At 69.4% G+C, this 17,219-nt stretch carries 12 protein-coding genes and 1 pseudogene; 9 read left to right on the top strand and 4 right to left on the bottom strand.

The annotated features are described in order from the left end of the window. The 7 genes and pseudogenes from KIP79_RS31080 to KIP79_RS31050 form a co-directional block, all read left to right on the top strand. Positions 1-1,155, top strand: a pseudogene (locus KIP79_RS31080) (hypothetical protein); the annotation flags it as partial. A gap of 97 nt (positions 1,156-1,252) precedes the next feature. Beyond that, entirely contained in the window at positions 1,253-3,382 is a 2,130-nt protein-coding gene (locus KIP79_RS31075) for a SulP family inorganic anion transporter (RefSeq protein WP_308169981.1), read from the top strand. A gap of 48 nt (positions 3,383-3,430) precedes the next feature. Then, positions 3,431-4,453, top strand: coding sequence for an NAD-dependent epimerase/dehydratase family protein (locus KIP79_RS31070; RefSeq protein WP_214108514.1), 1,023 nt, complete (start codon positions 3,431-3,433; stop codon positions 4,451-4,453). Between the two features lie 94 nt (positions 4,454-4,547). Further along, a complete protein-coding gene (locus tag KIP79_RS31065) occupies positions 4,548-5,570 on the top strand; it encodes an NAD-dependent epimerase/dehydratase family protein (protein ID WP_214108513.1) in 1,023 nt (340 codons plus the stop codon). A 114-nt stretch (positions 5,571-5,684) separates the two neighbouring features. Continuing rightward, positions 5,685-7,694 (top strand): hypothetical protein, encoded by a 2,010-nt coding sequence (locus tag KIP79_RS48665; protein ID WP_214108512.1) that lies wholly within the window; start codon positions 5,685-5,687, stop codon positions 7,692-7,694. 56 nt (positions 7,695-7,750) lie between these two features. Next, positions 7,751-8,296 (top strand): DUF1707 SHOCT-like domain-containing protein, encoded by a 546-nt coding sequence (locus KIP79_RS31055; RefSeq protein ID WP_214108511.1) that lies wholly within the window; start codon positions 7,751-7,753, stop codon positions 8,294-8,296. A 296-nt stretch (positions 8,297-8,592) separates the two neighbouring features. Then, the gene (locus KIP79_RS31050) at positions 8,593-9,477 is read left to right on the top strand and encodes a DMT family transporter (protein WP_214108510.1); all 885 of its coding nucleotides are present in this window, start codon (positions 8,593-8,595) and stop codon (positions 9,475-9,477) included. 260 nt (positions 9,478-9,737) lie between these two features. Here KIP79_RS31050 and KIP79_RS31045 read toward each other — a convergent pair whose 3' ends face one another. Continuing rightward, the gene (locus KIP79_RS31045; RefSeq protein ID WP_214108509.1) at positions 9,738-11,558 is read right to left on the bottom strand and encodes a hypothetical protein; all 1,821 of its coding nucleotides are present in this window, start codon (positions 11,556-11,558) and stop codon (positions 9,738-9,740) included. 1,361 nt (positions 11,559-12,919) lie between these two features. Between KIP79_RS31045 and KIP79_RS31040 the strand changes: the two genes are divergently transcribed. Then, a complete protein-coding gene (locus KIP79_RS31040) occupies positions 12,920-14,641 on the top strand; it encodes a choice-of-anchor P family protein (protein ID WP_214108508.1) in 1,722 nt (573 codons plus the stop codon). Positions 14,642-14,786: 145 nt separating this feature from the next. Here KIP79_RS31040 and folE read toward each other — a convergent pair whose 3' ends face one another. Next, on the bottom strand, positions 14,787-15,359 hold the full coding sequence (folE, locus tag KIP79_RS31035) for a GTP cyclohydrolase I FolE (RefSeq protein ID WP_214108518.1): 573 nt from the start codon (positions 15,357-15,359) through the stop codon (positions 14,787-14,789). A 53-nt stretch (positions 15,360-15,412) separates the two neighbouring features. Next, positions 15,413-15,712 carry a hypothetical protein gene (locus KIP79_RS31030; protein ID WP_214108507.1) on the bottom strand — a complete coding sequence of 100 codons (300 nt, stop codon included), beginning with the start codon at positions 15,710-15,712 and terminating at the stop codon, positions 15,413-15,415. 91 nt (positions 15,713-15,803) lie between these two features. Here KIP79_RS31030 and KIP79_RS31025 point away from each other — a divergent pair, with 91 nt between their 5' ends. Further along, entirely contained in the window at positions 15,804-16,481 is a 678-nt protein-coding gene (locus KIP79_RS31025) for a helix-turn-helix transcriptional regulator (RefSeq protein ID WP_214108506.1), read from the top strand. Positions 16,482-16,625: 144 nt separating this feature from the next. Here the strand turns inward: KIP79_RS31025 and KIP79_RS31020 are convergent, their stop codons facing one another. Next, positions 16,626-17,201: a dihydrofolate reductase family protein gene (locus KIP79_RS31020; RefSeq protein ID WP_443611865.1), complete on the bottom strand. Its 576-nt coding sequence runs from the start codon at positions 17,199-17,201 to the stop codon at positions 16,626-16,628. Positions 17,202-17,219: the final 18 nt, after the last annotated feature.

The raw sequence follows: 17,219 nt of genomic DNA, 5'->3' as shown, positions 1-17,219 counted from the left end.
CGGCCCACCGAAGCCGAGGACGACGTCCCGGCTGCCGCCGCCGACCCCAACGCCGCCACCGTGCAGGCCGCGCTCCCGCAGCGTCCGGCCGCCGCCGGCGTCTCCGGGATCGCCGCCGCCGGGATGGCCGCGCACAACCCGCAGAACCTGTCGGCACCGGTGGGCTCCTCCGGCCTGGCCGACCTGGTGGAGCCGCTCCGGGCGACCCCCGCCTCGGCGGTGGCCGAGCAGAAGACGGTCACCTTCGCGGCGCCCACCCCCGACGCGCTCAGCCCCTTCCCCGGATCCCCCGCCGGATCCCCCGCCGGATCCTCCACCGGGCCGATGACGCCCGCCGCCCCCCGCTCCGACTACGCCGGGCCGTTCGAGACCGGCGCGTTCGAGGTCACCCCGTCCACCGGGCCCTTCCTGTCCGGCCCGTCCACCGGGTCCTTCGAGACCTCCCGGGCCACCTCGTACGAGCCGCCGCGGACCAGCGGCCCCTTCGACGCGGTGGCCGGGGCGATCCCGGCGACCGGGGCCTTCGAGATCCCGCGCGGCGGGTACGACAGCCTGGCCAACAGCTCCAGCGGCTCGTTCCCGACCGTGGAGCCGCCCGCCTACCAGGAGCCGTCCGCCTGGTCGCAGCCGAACTACCCGCCGACGCCCCCGGCCGCTCCCGCCGCCCCGGCGACCCCGCCGCCCGTGGCCTGGTCCGCCCCGCGTGACGTGCTGGATGATCCGGAGCCGCCGCGCCGGGACGACTCCTGGTCCACTTCGGGCAACTACCAGCTGCCCACCACCCCCTCGTACGACACCGGGTACGGCGGCTACCAGCAGGATCCGTACGCGACCACCGGCTCCTCCTCCTACGAGGTGAGCGCCGGGTGGGCGACCATCGACGACTCCGACTCGGTGACCGGGTCCTCCCCGGCGGTCTCGCCGTACCAGACGGCCGGCTACGACACCCCGTCCGGCTACGACACCAACGGCAACGGCTACGCCGCGCAGCAGGGCGCCGCGCAGAGTGGCGGCTGGCCGCAGCAGAACACCGGCGGCAGCTGGCCGTCCTACGACGAGCTCTACGGGAACACCGCCTCCGAGTCCACCCAGACCGGTTCGCGGCGCGGCAACCACCGCAGTCCCGAGGCCGACTATCCCGACTATTACCGCTGATTTTCCCCGCTCTTTCTTAGCACCAGGTCGGGACGTGTCATAGGGTCGCGGCATGACCCGGCGTAACCGATCCCTCACGAACAGTAATCTCCGCTCGGTGCTCCGCCACGATCTGCCCGCATCGTTGGTGGTCTTCCTGGTCGCGGTGCCGCTCTCGCTCGGCATCGCGGTCGCCTCCGGCGCCCCGCTGGCGGCCGGGCTGGTGGCCGCGGTCGTGGGCGGCATCGTGGCGGGCGCGCTGGGCGGCTCGGTGGTCCAGGTGTCCGGCCCGGCGGCCGGCCTCTCCCTGGTGGTGGCCGAGCTGGTCCAGGTGTACGGCTGGCGCGCCACCTGCACCATCACGCTGCTGGCCGGGCTGCTCCAGCTGCTGCTCGGCGTCTGCCGGGTGGCCAGGGCGGCGCTGGCGGTCTCCCCGGCCGTGGTGCACGGCATGCTCGCCGGGGTGGGCGTGGTGATCGCCCTCTCCCAGCTGCACATCGTGCTCGGCGGGCAACCGCAGCGCTCGGCGCTGGAGAACCTGCTCGAGTTGCCGGCGCAGATCGTGGACATCCACGGGCATGCGGTACTGGTCTCGTTGCTGACCATCGCGGTGCTGGTGGTCTGGGGGCGGCTGCCGAAGGTGAACGTGGTGCCCGCCCCGCTGGCGGCGCTGATCGTGGCGGCGCTGACCGCGGCCGCGCTCGGCTGGGATCTCACCCGGCTGGACCTGACCCACGGGTTCGGCCTGTCCGGGCCGGTCCTGCCCCAGGGCGACTGGCACGCGATCGCGGGGGCGGTGCTGCTGGTGGCCGTGCTGGCCGGGGTGGAGTCGCTGCTCACCTGCGTGGCGGCGGACCGCATGCACAGGGGGCCGCGGGCCGACCTGGACCGGGAGCTGTCCGCGCAGGGCGTGGCCAACATGGTGTCGGGAGCGCTGGGCGGCCTGCCGGTGTCCGGCGTGGTCGTGCGTACCACCACCAACGTGCGGGCCGGGGCCAGGAGCCGCTGGTCGACGGTGCTGCACGGGTTCTGGGTGCTGGTGGTCACCATCTGCTTCGCCTCCGCCATCGGGCTCATCCCGCTGGAGGCGCTGGCCGCGCTGCTGCTGTTCATCGGCGTCAAGATGGTGGACCTGGGCAACGCCAAGGACCTGCGCGGGCACGGCGAGATGCCGATCTACTTCGTCACCATGGGCGTGGTCGTGGTGGTCGGGCTGGCCGAGGGCATCCTGATCGGGCTCGGCCTGGGCGCGCTGATCGCGCTGCGCCGCCTGACCCGGGTCTCGGTGGACCTGGAGCAGAACGGCCGCCGGTGGCGGGTGGCGGTGACCGGCTCGCTCACCTTCCTGGGCGTGCCCCGGCTGACCGAGGCGCTGCGCGCCATCCCGCCGGGGGCCGCCGTGGACCTGGACCTGCACGTGGACTTCATGGACCACGCCGCGTTCGAGACGCTGCACGCCTGGCGTCTCGACCACGAGCGGACCGGCGGCACCATCGACATCGACGAACTGCACGACGACTGGTACACGGCGGCGGCCAGCGGGAGCCGGGTCTTCCCGTTCAAGTCGCCGCAGCGGCTGGACCGGTGGTTCCTGCCGTGGGCGTACCGGCGGCGTCCTGTCGCGCCGGAGCAGGGCCCTGAGCTGCTGGCCGGGACGCGGGAGTTCCACCGGCGCACGGCCCCGCTGGTGCGGCCGCTGCTGACCCGTCTGGCGGGGCGGCAGACGCCCTCGCATCTCTTCATCACCTGCGCGGACTCCCGGATCGTGCCGGCGCTGATCACGGCCAGCGGTCCTGGCGACCTGTTCACGGTGCGGAACATCGGCAACCTCGTGCCGCGCTACCGGTCGGCGCCGGGGGACGACTCGGTGGAGGCGGCCATCGAGTACGCGGTGCGGGTGCTGGAGGTGCGGACCATCACGGTCTGCGGGCACTCGGGGTGCGGCGCGATGGTGGCGCTGCTCGGGGAGACCCCTCGGGAACTGCACGCGGTGCGGCGGTGGCTGCGGCACGGGCGGCACTCGCTGGCCCGGTCGGCGGCGGTGCCGGAGCAGGAAGGGCTGGAGCCGCTGGACTGGCTCTGCCAGGTCAACGTGATCCAACAGCTGGACAACCTGCGCAGTTATCCCATGATTGCGGAGTTGGAACGTTCCGGGAAGCTCGCTCTTACCGCCATGTACTTCGACATCGCCACCGCGCGGGTGCACGACCTGGACGAGGCCCGGTTCAGTCCTGCGGTGATCCGCTGATCGTGAAGTGTCGGCGAAACTCCAGCACATGGCGCGAAAAATGGCGTTATGAGAATTCTGGTAATCGGTGGATCGGTGTTCCTGGGGCGGGCGATCGTGGCGGACGCCCTGCGCCGGGGGCACGAGGTGACGACCTTCAACCGGGGGGTGAGCAACCCGGACCTGCCCGAGGTCACCGCCGTGCACGGGGACCGGGAGGTTCCGGCCGACCTCGACCGGCTGGTCGAGGGACGGAAGTGGGACGCGGTCATCGACGTCTGCGGCTTCACCCCCGCCGTCGTCCTGGACGCGGTACGACGGCTGAACGGCCACGTCCCGCACTACACGTTCATCTCCAGCATCTCCGCCTACCCGGGGTTCGGGAGCGTGATCGGGCTGGACGAGAGCTGCCCCCAGCACGAATGCCCCCCAGACGCCGACGCAAGCTTCGGTGACTACGGGGTGCTCAAGGCCGGCTGTGAACGTGCGGTCGAGGAGTTCTTCGAGGGCGGCGTGCTCATCATCGAGCCGGGACTGATCCTCGGCCCGCACGAGAGCATCGACCGCCAGTCCTGGTGGCTGACCCGCATCGAGCGCGGCGGCCGGGTGCTGGCGCCCGGGAACCCCGACCAGCCGATGCAGCTCATCGACGCACGCGACATCGCCGCCTTCACCCTGGACCAGGCCGAACGCGGCGCGACCGGGCGCTACTTCACCACCGGCGAGCCGGGCAACATCACGTTCGGGGAATGGCTGGGGCTATGCGTGGCGGAAACCGGCTCCGACGCCGAACTGGTCTGGGTGGAGGACGAGTTCCTGCTCGCCCACAGCGTGAAACCGTGGACCGAACTGCCGCTCTGGCTGCCGCAGGCCTCGGAGAGCTCCGGGGTCTGGACGCCCTCCTCCGCCAAGGCCGTCGCCGAAGGACTGGTCTGCCGGCCGATGACGGAGACCGTACGGGACACCTGGGCCTGGCTGCGGGAGATCCCGGTGGCCGAGCGGTCGTTCGGCGGACGGATCCTGCAGCACGGCATCGACCCGGAGAAGGAGGCCCGGATTCTGGAGCAGTGGGACTATCACATCAACGGATGAATTCGACATCGCGGATGGACGATTCAGCCCTGCGGTGATCCGCTGATCGCGAACTATCAGCTGCACTTCACCGCATGGCGCGAAAAATGGCGTTATGAGAATTCTGGTAATCGGTGGATCAGTGTTCCTGGGACGGGCGATCGTGGCGGACGCCCTCGGCCGGGGACACGAGGTGACGACGTTCAACCGGGGGGTGAGCAGCCCCGACCTGCCCGGAGTCACCGCCGTACACGGTGACCGCGAGGTTCCGGCCGACCTCGACCGGCTGGTCGAGGGGCAGGAGTGGGACGCGGTCATCGACGTCTGCGGCTTCACCCCCGCCGTCGTCCTGGACGCGGTACGACGGCTGAACGGCCACGCCCCGCACTACACATTCATCTCCAGCATCTCCGCCATCCCGGGGTTCCCGAGTGTGATCGGGCTGGACGAGAGCGCCCCCCGGCACGAGTGCCCGCCGGACGCCGACGCGAGCTTCGGCGAGTACGGGGTGCTCAAGGCCGGTTGTGAGCGCGCGGTCGAGGAGTTCTTCGAGGGCGAGGTGCTCATCATCGAGCCGGGGCTGATCCTCGGCCCGTACGAGAACGTCGGCCGCTTGCCCTGGTGGCTGACCCGGATCGAGCGCGGCGGCCGGGTGCTGGCGCCTGGTGACCCCGACCTGCCGATGCAGCTCATCGACGCACGTGACATCGCCGCCTTTACCCTGGACCAGGCCGAACGCGGCGCGACCGGGCGGTACTTCACCACCGGCGAGCCGGGCAACATCACGTTTGGAGAGTGGCTGAGGCTGTGCGTGGCGGAAACCGGCTCCGACGCCGAGCTGGTCTGGGTGGAGGACGAGTTCCTGGTCGCCCACAGCGTGGAGCCATGGTCTGAGCTGCCGCTCTGGCTGCCGCGGGGACCGGTGACCTCCGGGGTCTGGACGCCCTCCTCCGCCAAGGCCGTCGCCGAAGGACTGGTCTGCCGGCCGGTGGCCGAGACCGTACGCGACACCTGGGCCTGGCTGCGGGAGATCCCGGTGGCCGAGCGGTCGTTCGGCGGACGGATCCTGCGGCACGGCATCGACCCGGAGAAGGAAGCCTGGATTCTGGAGCAGTGGGACCATCACATTAGCGGATGAATTGGACGCTTTCTGAGCATCCCCACCTGCGGGTCGGCGCCGGCTCTACTATGCACGAGCCGCGTTCACACGACTACGTCGCGTGACGACCATCCGCTGTGTGAGGGGGCTTCTGTGGGCAGGTCCGTCAAAGGGAACTCCGCCCTGGCCCGGCCCTACCGCGACCTGGTCTGGCTCGCGTATCTGACGCTGCCGCCGAATGGCGGGGAATGGTGGCTGCTGCCGAGCCGCGGGGAGTGGCGGCAGCCACCGGAGGGCGGGGAACGGCGGCCAACGGAATGGCAGCAGCCACCAAGGGGCAGGGAACCACGGCCAACGAACGGCACGGAATGGCGGCAGCCACCAAGTGGCGGAGAACGGTGGCCGACGAGCGGCACGGAATGGCGACTGCCGTCGAGCGGCGGGGAATCGCGGCCGACAGCAGGCGGCGGGGAGTGGCGGCTGGCGCTGGCTCACCGGTTGGCCGCCCGGGCCCTGCACCGCCACCCCGGCGATCTGTCCGCCGCCCGGCAGGAGGTGCTCGTCCGGGCGCTCCGGCAGCGGCCGCGCGCCTGGCCGGGGCTGCCCCGGCGGCTGGAGGTGGTCCCGGCCATCGTGCGCAGCGACGGCCACGAGTTCACCGCCGCCCTGGAATCCCTGCCCCCGGCGGCCCGCGCCGCGTACGCGCTGACCCGCCTGGAAGGGCTCCCCTCCGAGGAGGCCCGGCGGGTGCTCGGTGCCGCCGGGGTGCCCGAGCCGTCCGTCGCGCTCGGCCTGGTCGACGCCCTGGAGGACGAGTTCGCCCCCGGCGACCACCGCCCCGCCGCCGATCCCACCCTGGCCCGGGTGTACGGCAGGCACACCCCGCGCCGCCGCGCCGCTCTGTTCGCCGCCTTCCTGGCGCTCCTGGTGGCGGCGGTGCCGTACTGGCTCACCCTGGACGACGCCACCGGAAACCCCGCCCCAGCCCTCACTCTGCACCGCGTCGCCGCCGGCACCTGGCAGACCACCACCACCCTGGACCTCCGCGCCTGGGAACCGCGTGGCACCCTCAAGGACGACCCCCAGGTCACCGGCCGCGCCCTGCGCGCCTGGCTGGGCGCCGTCCACCCGGAGACCCTCTACGGCGTCTCCCCCGGCCCACCCACCGCCGACCCCCAACTCCTGTACGCAGGCGGCGTGGACGGCGGGATCGTGGTCCTGATGCGCGACCCCGGCCGGATCGCCCGCTACGCGGAGAGCCAGGGCGTGTCCTCACTCGAACTCTTCCCGGAACCCCACCAGAAAGCCGACGCCGCCAGCCCGCTGAAGCTCTCTGGCTCCCGATACCTGCTCCCACCCTGGGTGGCGGAGGTCTCGTCAGCGGTGCTGAGCCGCCTCGGCGCCCGGTGGGCCACGATCGCCGTCACGGACGGGGTGACCGCGCCCATTCCACCCGTACAGACCGGACCCTGCTGGCGCGGGCCGATCATCCGGCTACGGGCCCCGAAAGTGGCGCCCGGCCTCCCCTACACGATGATCGACTTCGGCCGCCTGTCCCTGGCCGCCATCTCCCACCAGCCGCCACCGCCCGCCCCAGCCCTCACCTCCGGCCCGCACCCGCTCGACTCCGACACCTCCGCCTTCATCGCCTGGGCCTACCTGGGCTGCTCCCTGCCCTTCCCCGCCACCGAGGTCCAGTCGGCGACCGCCTGGGAGTTCTGGTCCGGCGCCCTCCCCGAAAACGCCACCGGCCGCTGGTTCTGCACCCGCTTCACCAACGCCGACGGCACCAGCACCACCCGCGCCATCCTCCTCGCCACCGCCGCCCGCGAAACCACCGCCCTGCCCACCGGCCAATCCACCAACACCTGGAACTGCAGCCGCCTCAACCACGACCTCGTCTCCGGCACCTGGTGGCGGGCCCCTTCCGGCCGCTGGCACTACCTGGCGGCAGCCAGCCGCCGCATCACCCGCCTGGGCATCGCCGCCCCCTACATAACCGACACCATCACCACCACTACCTTCACCACCACCCCCGGCCCGATCAGCACCACCGTCCCGCGAATCAAGGTGACCCTCAAGGCCCTGACCCCGGAGGGAACGACCCCGACGATCCTGCAACCGACGTCCGATGACACGGACGCGGAGAAGACGTCCAGTTGACCGCGGCCCACGTCGGCGATGCGCGCTCTCCCGGGCCACGAGGTAGCCTCGCGGGCATGAGCGGCAGCGAGATCGTCCGCGCATCCGACAGTGAGCGGGACGCGGTTGTTGAGCGCCTGAGAACCGCCTCGGCCGAGGGGCGGCTCACCCTGGAGGAACTGATCACCCGTACCGAGGCGGCCTACAACTCCCGGACCCAGGGAGAACTGGCCGAGGTGGTCAGCGACCTGCCCGAACGGTCATCGAGTGTCGCGCCCGTCGCGGACAAGCGGCCCCGGAAGATCTTCTCCACCTTCGCGAGCATCACCCGTACAGGCTGGTGGCGGGCCGAAGGAACCATCACCCCCACAACGATCTTCGGCGACATCGAGCTCGACCTCCGGCAGGCCGTCGTCCCCTCTGGTGAAGTCCAGATCAAGGCTTCCGCCCCTTTCGGAGACATCGAGATCATCGTCCCCGACGGAGTCAGCGTCGAACTGACCGGCTTCTCCGTGTTCGGCCGAAAGAAAGTCGACGTCCGCAAGGGCAACTCGATCGGCTCACCCCCCGTGGTCCGGGTCCACGCCTTCACCATCTACGGCAGCGTCCTGGTCCGAAGCTGACCACCTCGCGGCTTCTCCCAGGTCAGCGAGTACCGATAGAGCAGGTGCCGGCGGTAGCGCACCCAGGCAGCAGCAGCCGCACCTGTCCGTAGCTCATCCACGGATCCGCCATTCGGTAGACCGAGGTTCAAAGATCCCGTTACGTTTGGCCCGTGCCGAGATTCGTCGTCTCTCCGCCGCCCGCGTTCTAGCGGGCGGCTTCTCTCCTTCGGAAACCGGGCCGATGCGGCTCGGTGAGTGGTTGCTGCCCGCGTACACGCGGCCATTGACGACCACTTTCCACCGGAGAGATCTCCATGACGCATGTCTCCGTACGGCAAGGACTGCTGTACGTGTCAATCGCGGCGACCGCCTGGGGTACCGGAGGTGCCGCAGGCACCCTGCTCGACCGCTTTGGCGGGATCGGCCCCATCACGGTCTCTTTCTGGCGCTTCGCCATCGGCGCCGCAATCCTCCTGTCAGTCTCACGCCTCCTCCGTCGAAAGGACCTGCCAGCCCCGGGCCGCGCTCTGGTTACGGGAGTGGCGATGGCCGTGTGCCAGACGGCCTACTTCGCGGCGATCAGCGAGTCGGGCCTGGCTGTGGCCACCGTGATCACGGCTGGTTCCACCCCCGTCCTGGTGGCCATCGGCGCCCGCGTCCTCCTGCGCGAGCACCTGAGCGGGGGCGCCATGGCGGCCGTTCTCACCGCCGTAACCGGCCTGACCATACTGACCATGGGCGACGGCCTGCTCGGCTTCTCCCCGGCCGGTGTCGCCTGGGCACTGGTCTCAGCGGCCGGTTACTCGGCAGTGACCCTGCTCGGCCGGACCGCGCCCACCGATCCGTACACCACCGCGATGTGCGGCTTCACCATCGGCGGCCTGTGCCTGCTACCGCTCGCCCTCGCGCAAGGGCTGTTCCCGGCGGAGGAGGCACTGGCATCCTGGACGCTCATCGCCTACCTCGGCGCGGTTCCCACCGCGCTGGCCTACGGGCTGTTCTTCACCGGGGCCACCGCGTTGCGCGCCACGACCGCATCGGTGATCACCATGATCGAGCCGGTCGGCGCGGCGATCCTCGGCGTGCTCTTGTTCGGTGAACAGCTCACCCTGATCTCCGCAGGCGGGGCCGGACTCCTTCTGGCCGCGGCCGGCCTACTTGCCTTCAGCGAACGAAGAGGGCTATCCCGGACGGTCTGAACCGCCATGTCCCCGGTGAAGCGGCCCACGACCATCTCATCGGGGACATCTCCGGATGCGCAACCGACATCAACTACGGACCTGATCATTCCGTTCATCCACAAGATCGTGCACATGTCGATCGCGGCGTAGGCCACCTGGTCTTTCCACACCGCGCCGTGCGCGTCCAGCCAGTCGACCACCGTCCGGGCGGCGCGGCCCTCGATCTGTCCGGGTGGCTGTCTCCGGCCGCCCGAGGAGAGTGTGCGCCCCGCCACCGCTCACGGCTTCAGCTTGAGCCTCTTCCTCGACGTACCCGGGAACACGACGACCAGGTGCTGTTCCTCCCCTGCATCGTCGACCCGTACGTAGACACGGAGCCGGTAGTGGCCCTTCCCCGCGATCGCCAGGTTCGGCATCGGGGCACCCGCGCCCACGTCTCCGCCCTCGCCCATCTCCGGCACGGTGAGCCGGCCGCTGCGGCTGACGATCGGCACCTCGTTGACCTGATCCCACCCGGCCGTCCGCCGTGGCGGCGCGGCGCGGAAGGCCTTCACGGTAAGGCACAGATCACTGACGTCTTCGACGTGCCCGATGAGCACCGCGCTGCCGGCCACCCCGATGCGGGTGCTGTCGTCGTAGACCCTGTCCATCGCCTGCTCCACCGCCTGGTCGGCCGCTTCGTCTTCGGGGTCGTGGACCAGATAGCCCGGATCGCCGTCGACGAACAGGAAGTATTTGGCCGTGGCCTGGACAACACCCTTCGTCCGGGGCCACGGGTCGCGACATTTCGCATTCTCCTCGGCGATGTAGGCGGCGTTCGCCGCCTCCGTCTCCGTGGTCGACCGCAGCAGCTCGGGATGGGTTGCGCCGACGATCTCCGGGCAGACGTAGACGAGGTCCCACAGGTCCGCGCCCCAGGCGGGCCGCGCGCTCCCGGCCCGCGTCAGAATCGCCTCTTGCTCGTCGCGGTCCTTTGTACGGCACAGCGCCCGCCCGTACGCGAGGATCTCCTGGTCCGACAGGCTGTCCGGGAACATGGGCGGGACCCCGCCCTCTGTGCTCCGCGCCCGGCACAGGAACGCGGCGTCGCGTTCCGCAGGTTTCAGGTCGCCGAAGCTGGGCCGGTCATAGCAGTCCATCGACCAGCCGGTGTAGGTAAGGTGCGGGGTCTGCTCCGGGTGGATCAGTGCGATGATCGGCAGTACGGCCACGGTCGCCACCGCGACGCGGATCACGCGCCGACGCGCGGGCGGAAGGTCCGCCGGGAGGCCCTCAGCTGGCAGTTCACGGGCGGTCGCCGCGATCCACACGGTGCTGACGAGCCCCACCGCGTCCATCATGATCAGCATCGCCAGATGGCCGCTGGAGATCATTCCCAAGAGAATGTTGAACGGGATCGCCAGCGCGCAGACACCCACCGACAACCACCCGGCGACCTGCGTGCCGCGGCTCCACCGGCCGTCACGCCGCTGCCCGACGACCGTGATGATGATCGCCGCCACTCCACCCAACATCAAGCCCAGTCCGATGATGTCGCCCGATCCAAGCTCTGGGAGGTCGAGTTCGTCGAGCAGTTGGTTGGCCATCCCGGCCAGCTCGACCGCGAACATCGCTCCGGCCGCCGCGCGCAGCATGCGGGACCGCCAGCGGATAACGAGCAGGTAGAGGACGTCGATCGCGGTCCACAGCGCGAGCTGGAATGCCGCATCGACCGCGTCGGGGAGCAGCGCGATCGGGTACCACAGCACGAGGGTGTACGCCACCGCCAGATACAGCAGTCGGCGCAGCGCCTTCGCCCGGCGGTCCAGCGGTCCAGGCACGGGGGCACGCAGGATCAGCCACAGGAGCCCGGCCTTCACCAGGGCGGCCACGAGCAGCGCCACAGCCGTCGGGGTGTCAAACCCGTCGGGCGCGAACCACTCCACATAGACCGGCGGCGACCATTCGACGGCCACCCAGAGCCAGGCGTCGCCGAACACCAGGCCCGCGACCGCCGCCGCAAGAACCAGACCTACTAATCCAACCCTGATGATCCGCCAGAAACCATCCGAAAGCACGGGACGCGATCTTAGTGCGGCACCCGCCGTACAGGCGGACACAGCGCAACGAGCGGTCCCGCCCCCGACTCTATGATCTTCGACGCGATGCGGTTTCGATGATGGTGAGGCGCTGGGTGGCCAGGATGTTGCAGGCGACGTAGTCGGGGAAGGAGCGGTCGCAGAGGGATGGACGCTGGGGTTCCAGGACGGTCCTGCCAGCTGCGCTGGCGCAAGTGGCGCTGGCTGTGCGACCGGGGGAATGTCCGCGTAAGTCGTTCACCGAGTGCGTGCCGCAGATCCCGGGCCGGGCTCAATTGACGGCCCGTCTACGCCAGGCGGCCGGGGCCGCGGTCGCCGACGGCGGGCCCTTGATGTGGTCGGCCAGAACTGGAAGAGAAACTCCTCTTGTGGGTCCGCCTCGTCATCCAACCGGGTGTGAGCCCGTACATGCCAGGCTTGGTCCGGCTCTCCGAGGAGCAGGAAACCGTCCTGCTCGTCTGAGTACAGTGCAGCCACGCAGATCTCCCCTGCCTCGGATCGGAAAATCCCCGAAACGACGTCCGCCCACGACTCGTTCTGTTCTTCGGGGGCGCCATCCCAAAACTCAAGCGTGATTCTCACGTACCCTTCATCAGCAGACACCAAGCAGCAGTTCATGGCCGCGCGGAACCATCCTTCAGCGGAGAAATCATCGAGGTCGTAGGCGCCCGCTACATCGACAATGAGGAACGTCCCGTCATGGACACTCAGCTCACAGTCACTACGGGAGACCAGGGCCATGCGATCGTCTCCCCTCCAGGTAATTCAACGCCTGAGTAGCGCGCTCGCCAACGCGGGCAGCGTGGGTTAAGTCAACTGGTGCTTGCGTCAGGTCCCAGAAGGGTCTGTGACGCTTGACCTCAAGGCGCGACATACCAGGCTTCCCACTCACCGTCAGCCGGATCTTCTTGCGAGAGCTCTTATCGTTCTCGCCAAAGACATTACGACGATCTTTCGCGTAACTCAGCCGCTTCTCCACCTGCGGAGCCTTGCGACCCGTGCCCCCTCGCTCCGATCGCCCATCTGGGGTCAACAGTGACAGGCGCCCGCCGCGGTCGGCAATACGCGATCAAGCCGCCTGCCAAGCGACCTGGCCACCGCTGCCGCCGTACGCAGATCCCCAGGTCATCTAGTTCACGCACCGTCCGGGTCGTCGACCATGGCCTGGTCGCCTCTGTCACCCCCCGCCGCGTTCGAGGCCCGAGCCGTCCGGAATGACCCGCGATAATTGCGCACACGATAACTCGAAACGCACAAATGCCATTAATCGCATACTTTCTTGACAAGGATAAATCCGTCAGGGAATTTGTAGAGGAACTGAAGGCCCCCCTTTGTCGGTTCACCATGTCTCGACATCATCGGATGCGCCGAAGGGAATACCCTTGCGAAGATTTCAGTTCCGTTTCCCCGTCGGTACGAGGATGGCCTGCCTGGCGGTCCTCGCCCTGGTCCCGGCGACCGTGGCGGCATCCCCGGCGATCGCGGATCCCGGTACACCTGGAATTCCAGCCGCTCCCCGAATCGTGTTCAGCGAGGAATTCGAGAACGGCCAGGGCGCGACGCCCATTCTGGTCACCGGCTACACGGGACCGGCTCCGGTCAACGCGACCTACACGGCCGACCCGGCCTGGCTAACCGCCTGCAACGGCATCATCGCCAGCCAGTCGAACCCGGCCGCGCCGCCACCGATCGGCGTGCCGTGCGCCGGGTTCTGGGGTTCGGTCCGGCAGCTCGCGGGAGTTCTCGGGCAGTGGGCGGGCAACGATCCGGCGACCAACCACGCGGTGACGGCGTACACCAACGGCGCCAGTCCGGGGGCGAACAAGGTCCAGTTGGAGACCGTCAATCCGATCGACATCGGAGCCGCCAGCCGGTTCATCACCTTCTCCGTCGACGCGGCGTCGGTCAACTGCTTCACCAACCATGCCAAGCTCGGGTTCTATCTGCTGGACGGGGCGACGGTGATCCCCACGTTCAGCAGCCCGATCGACCCGTGCGACAACCCCGGGACGGTCGTGAGCGGGATCGCCGTCGGCACGTACACCAGCGACGCGCCCGTGCTGTTCAACGGGTCCCAGGTCGGGATCCGGCTGGTCAACCTGCAGCCGAGCGGGATCGGCAACGACGCCGCCTTCGACAACGTTCGCATCCTGGACGTCACACCGCAGCTCGACGTCGGCTACTCCCCCGGTTCGACCGAGGTGGGGCAGTCGGCGAAGCTGATCCTCACCGTCACCAACACCAGCGACCTGCGCGAGAAGAACGGGTGGTCGTTCAAGGTCGCGCTGCCCGACGGGCTGAAGGTCGCGGCGGGCGCACCGGTCACGACCTGCGCCGCTCCCGCCGTCACCGCACCGGCGGGCGGCGGCACGGTGACCGTCGCGGGCGGGCTGGCCGCGGGCGCGACAAGCTGCACGGTCGAGGTCAAGGTCACCGCCTCCTCCGCCGGCGAGTACACGACCTGTGCCCAGGACGTCTCTCAACGCGTGGGCATCAACGCTCCGGGCTGCGCCTCGGTGACCTTCGTGCCGCCGATCCTCTCCTTCGACGCCCATGCGCACGGCGGCAAGGTCCACGCCCCGCTGATCAACATCGGCCCGCTGGCCCCGTCGGACCTGTCCTGCACGGTGACACCCGGCTCCGACGACGCCACGATCGCCGGCGCCACCCTGTCCACGCTCGGCTCGCTCGGGATCATCACCACCGAGGCGTCCGGCGTCACCGGGCCCGCGGGCCTGCGTACGGCCAAGGCCCGCGCCACCACAGCCGACCTCAGCCTGCTCGGCGGCCTGGTCACCGCCAAGGAAATCAAGGCCGAGGCCGCCGCCACCGAGGACTCCACCGGCGCTGTAACCACCACCGGCTCAGTCCACCTCACCCAACTGAAGGTGAACGGCGCCACGATCACCAACCCCACGGTCAACCAGACGATCAACATCCCACTGGTCGCCAGGATCGTCATCAACGAACGCACACCGTACGGCGCAGGCAAGGGCATCGCCGTCAACGCCATCCACATCACCACCGTGGCCGGCATCGACATCATCGTGAGCCATGCCCACGCCTCACTCACCACTCCCGGACAACCCTGCCCGACACCCTGAACACACCCGACCGGCTTCCCCATCCCCGGGGAAGCCGGCCCTGCAGAACTTTGCCGGCCGCACGCCGCCGCCCGCATCTTCGAACTGGAGGCCTACGCCGGCGACACGAACAGTGGGCCAGTCCTCCTTCCGATCACGACGATGTTCATGTCTTGCTCCTGGTGAGTGCGAGGAACTCGGCGCGGCTTCGTGGATCGTCGCGTAGGTGGCCGAAGAGGGCGGAGGTGACGGTGCGCGCGCCGGGGGCGCGGGCACCGCGCAGGCTCATGCAGGCGTGCTCGGCCTCGATGACGACGCCGACTCCGCGCGGCTGCAGCCCCTGTTGGAGGTGGTCGGCGATGCGCTGGGTCAGCCGTTCCTGGGTCTGTGGTTGTCGGGCGTGGAAGTCGACCATGCGGGCGAACTTCGACAGGCCGAGGATGCGTGTTCCGGGCAGGTAGCCGACGTGGGCGAGGCCGACGAAGGGGAGCATGTGGTGCTCGCACAGCGACTGGACGGGGATGCCCTGGACCAGCACGAGTTCGTCGTACCCCTCGCTGTTGGGGAAGGTGGTGAGTTCGAAGTCGGAGGCAGTGGTCATCTCGAGCAGGGCGTGCGCCATGCGCCGTGGGGTGTCGACGAGGTTCTCGTCGGTGAGGTCGAGGCCCAGGGCGGTGAGGAGGTCCACGGCCGCCTTCTCGGCCGCCCCGGGGTCGGTCTCCGGCCGCGTGGGCGTGATGCGCGGCCGCCGGCGATCGCGCGCCTGCGAGTGTGGAGCCACCGCCGTCGAGCTCACGCCGAGTCCTTGTGGTGGTCCCAGGCCAGCAGGGTCAGCGCGACCGCGGCCACGAGCAGGCCGACGTCGCGCAGGGCTACGTCGGAGAACTCACCCATGGTGACCAGGTTGACGATGATGCCGGCCAGCCACGCGGCGACCAGAGGGCCGCCGAATCGAGGCGCGAGGGCGACCACGATCCCGGCCACGATCTCGATGACCCCCACCGCGAGCAGGGTGCGTAGCAGGCGGGAGGCGCGGTCTGCGCCGAGCCGGGCGCCGGCACCGGCAGCAGCGGTCTGCATGGCTTCGACCATGGTTTGCTCTCCTCGCTTCTAAAACGGAAGTTTCTCGAAATTAGAATGCCGAGGTTCTTGTGTCAAGCGACTTGTGTTTTAGAATTCGGGCATGGATCTGGGATCGCAGGCCGCCGGGATCGGCGCGTTGGCCGACGACACACGCCGGGCCCTGTACGAGTACGTGGTCGCCCAGCCAAGGCCTGTCGGCCGTGAGCAGGCGGCCGCAGCCCTCGGCGTCGCCCAGCACAACGTGAACTTCCACCTCGACCGACTGGTCTCCGAGGGGTTGCTGGGGGTCGAGTACCGGCGCCTGAGCGGGAAGTCGGGTCCGGGCGCCGGGCGACCGAGCAAGCTGTACCGACGCGGGACGCGGGAGTTCGTCGTTTCGCTACCACCCAGGCGCTACGACCTGGTCGGCGACATCCTCGCGGCCGCCGTGACCCGCGCCGCCGAGGGCGTGCCGCTGCCGCAGGCGCTGCACGAGGTCGCACGCGAGGAAGGACGCGCTGTCGGAGGCGCCGCGGACGGCGTGCATGCCCGCGAGCCGCTGGCCGCTGTGGCCATGGTGCTGGGCAGTCAAGGCTATGAACCGCACATCGAAGCAGGTGCCGTCGTGCTGAACAATTGCCCGTTCGACTCACTCGCCCGCAAGCACACGACGCTGGTTTGCGGGCTGAACCGGGACTTCGTCCAGGGAGTCGCCGAAGGACTGGGCTGCGGCACCGTGTCGGCTTGCCTGGATCCCGAACCCGACCGGTGCTGCGTCAAGGCCCGCATCGAGGACTGAGGCAACCGTGACCCTTCCGACGCCATGGTCGTGGCGGTCGGCTTTGTGTGGCTGGGCATGGTCCTGGCGATCTCGTTCCTCGATGCGCCGTTGAAGTTCAGGGCACCGGGCGTCAGCCTCGGATCAGGCTGGGGATCGGCCGGCTCAGCGTGCGCGGTCGTAGACCATGGCGATCTCGCCCAGCTCGCCGGTCTCCTGATGGGTGAGCGTCCACTTCGAAGCCGGCAGGCCGTCGTCGAACAGTCGCTGCCCACCTCCGGCGATCTCGGGGAAGATCATGAGGTACAGCCGGTCGAGCAGGTCTGCCGAGAGGAGCGCCTTGATGACGCTGGCGCTGCTGTTGACGAGGATGTCGCCCTCACCAGTGGTCTTGAGGTTCATGACGACATCCGCGGCGGGGGCGTTCACCACGCGGGTGCGTTCCCACGGCGCTTCGGTCAAGGTGGTCGAAAGGACCACCTTTTCTGTGTCGACCAGCCACTTCGCGTATCCACGATCACGTGGATCGGCGTTCTCGTTCTCGGCGACCGACGGCCAGTACCCCATGAATCCCTCGGCATTGCCCCGTCCGAGCAGCGCCGTCGTCGCGCCCTCCCACATGCGGGTCATGTGGTCTCGCGCGACCTCGGTGGTCACATACGGGGCGAACGCACCGAAATCGCTGGGCCCACCGGGGCCGTTGTACCGCCCGTCAAGGGTGAGGTTCAGGTTCGCGGTCACCCTGCGGCTGGTCGAGTT

Origin of the sequence: Acrocarpospora catenulata, from assembly GCF_018476525.1 — a bacterium.
Lineage (GTDB): Bacteria > Actinomycetota > Actinomycetes > Streptosporangiales > Streptosporangiaceae > Acrocarpospora > Acrocarpospora catenulata.
This window is presented reverse-complemented; position numbering and strand designations above follow the sequence as displayed.

Coding starts and splice junctions, on each gene's coding strand:
- KIP79_RS31030 (WP_214108507.1), bottom strand. CDS start 15,712: ATGGTCGAAGCCATGCAGACCGCTGCTGCCGGTGCCGGCGCCCGGCTC.
- KIP79_RS31065 (WP_214108513.1), top strand. CDS start 4,548: ATGAGAATTCTGGTAATCGGTGGATCAGTGTTCCTGGGACGGGCGATC.
- KIP79_RS31055 (WP_214108511.1), top strand. CDS start 7,751: ATGAGCGGCAGCGAGATCGTCCGCGCATCCGACAGTGAGCGGGACGCG.
- KIP79_RS31050 (WP_214108510.1), top strand. CDS start 8,593: ATGACGCATGTCTCCGTACGGCAAGGACTGCTGTACGTGTCAATCGCG.
- KIP79_RS31070 (WP_214108514.1), top strand. CDS start 3,431: ATGAGAATTCTGGTAATCGGTGGATCGGTGTTCCTGGGGCGGGCGATC.
- KIP79_RS31025 (WP_214108506.1), top strand. CDS start 15,804: ATGGATCTGGGATCGCAGGCCGCCGGGATCGGCGCGTTGGCCGACGAC.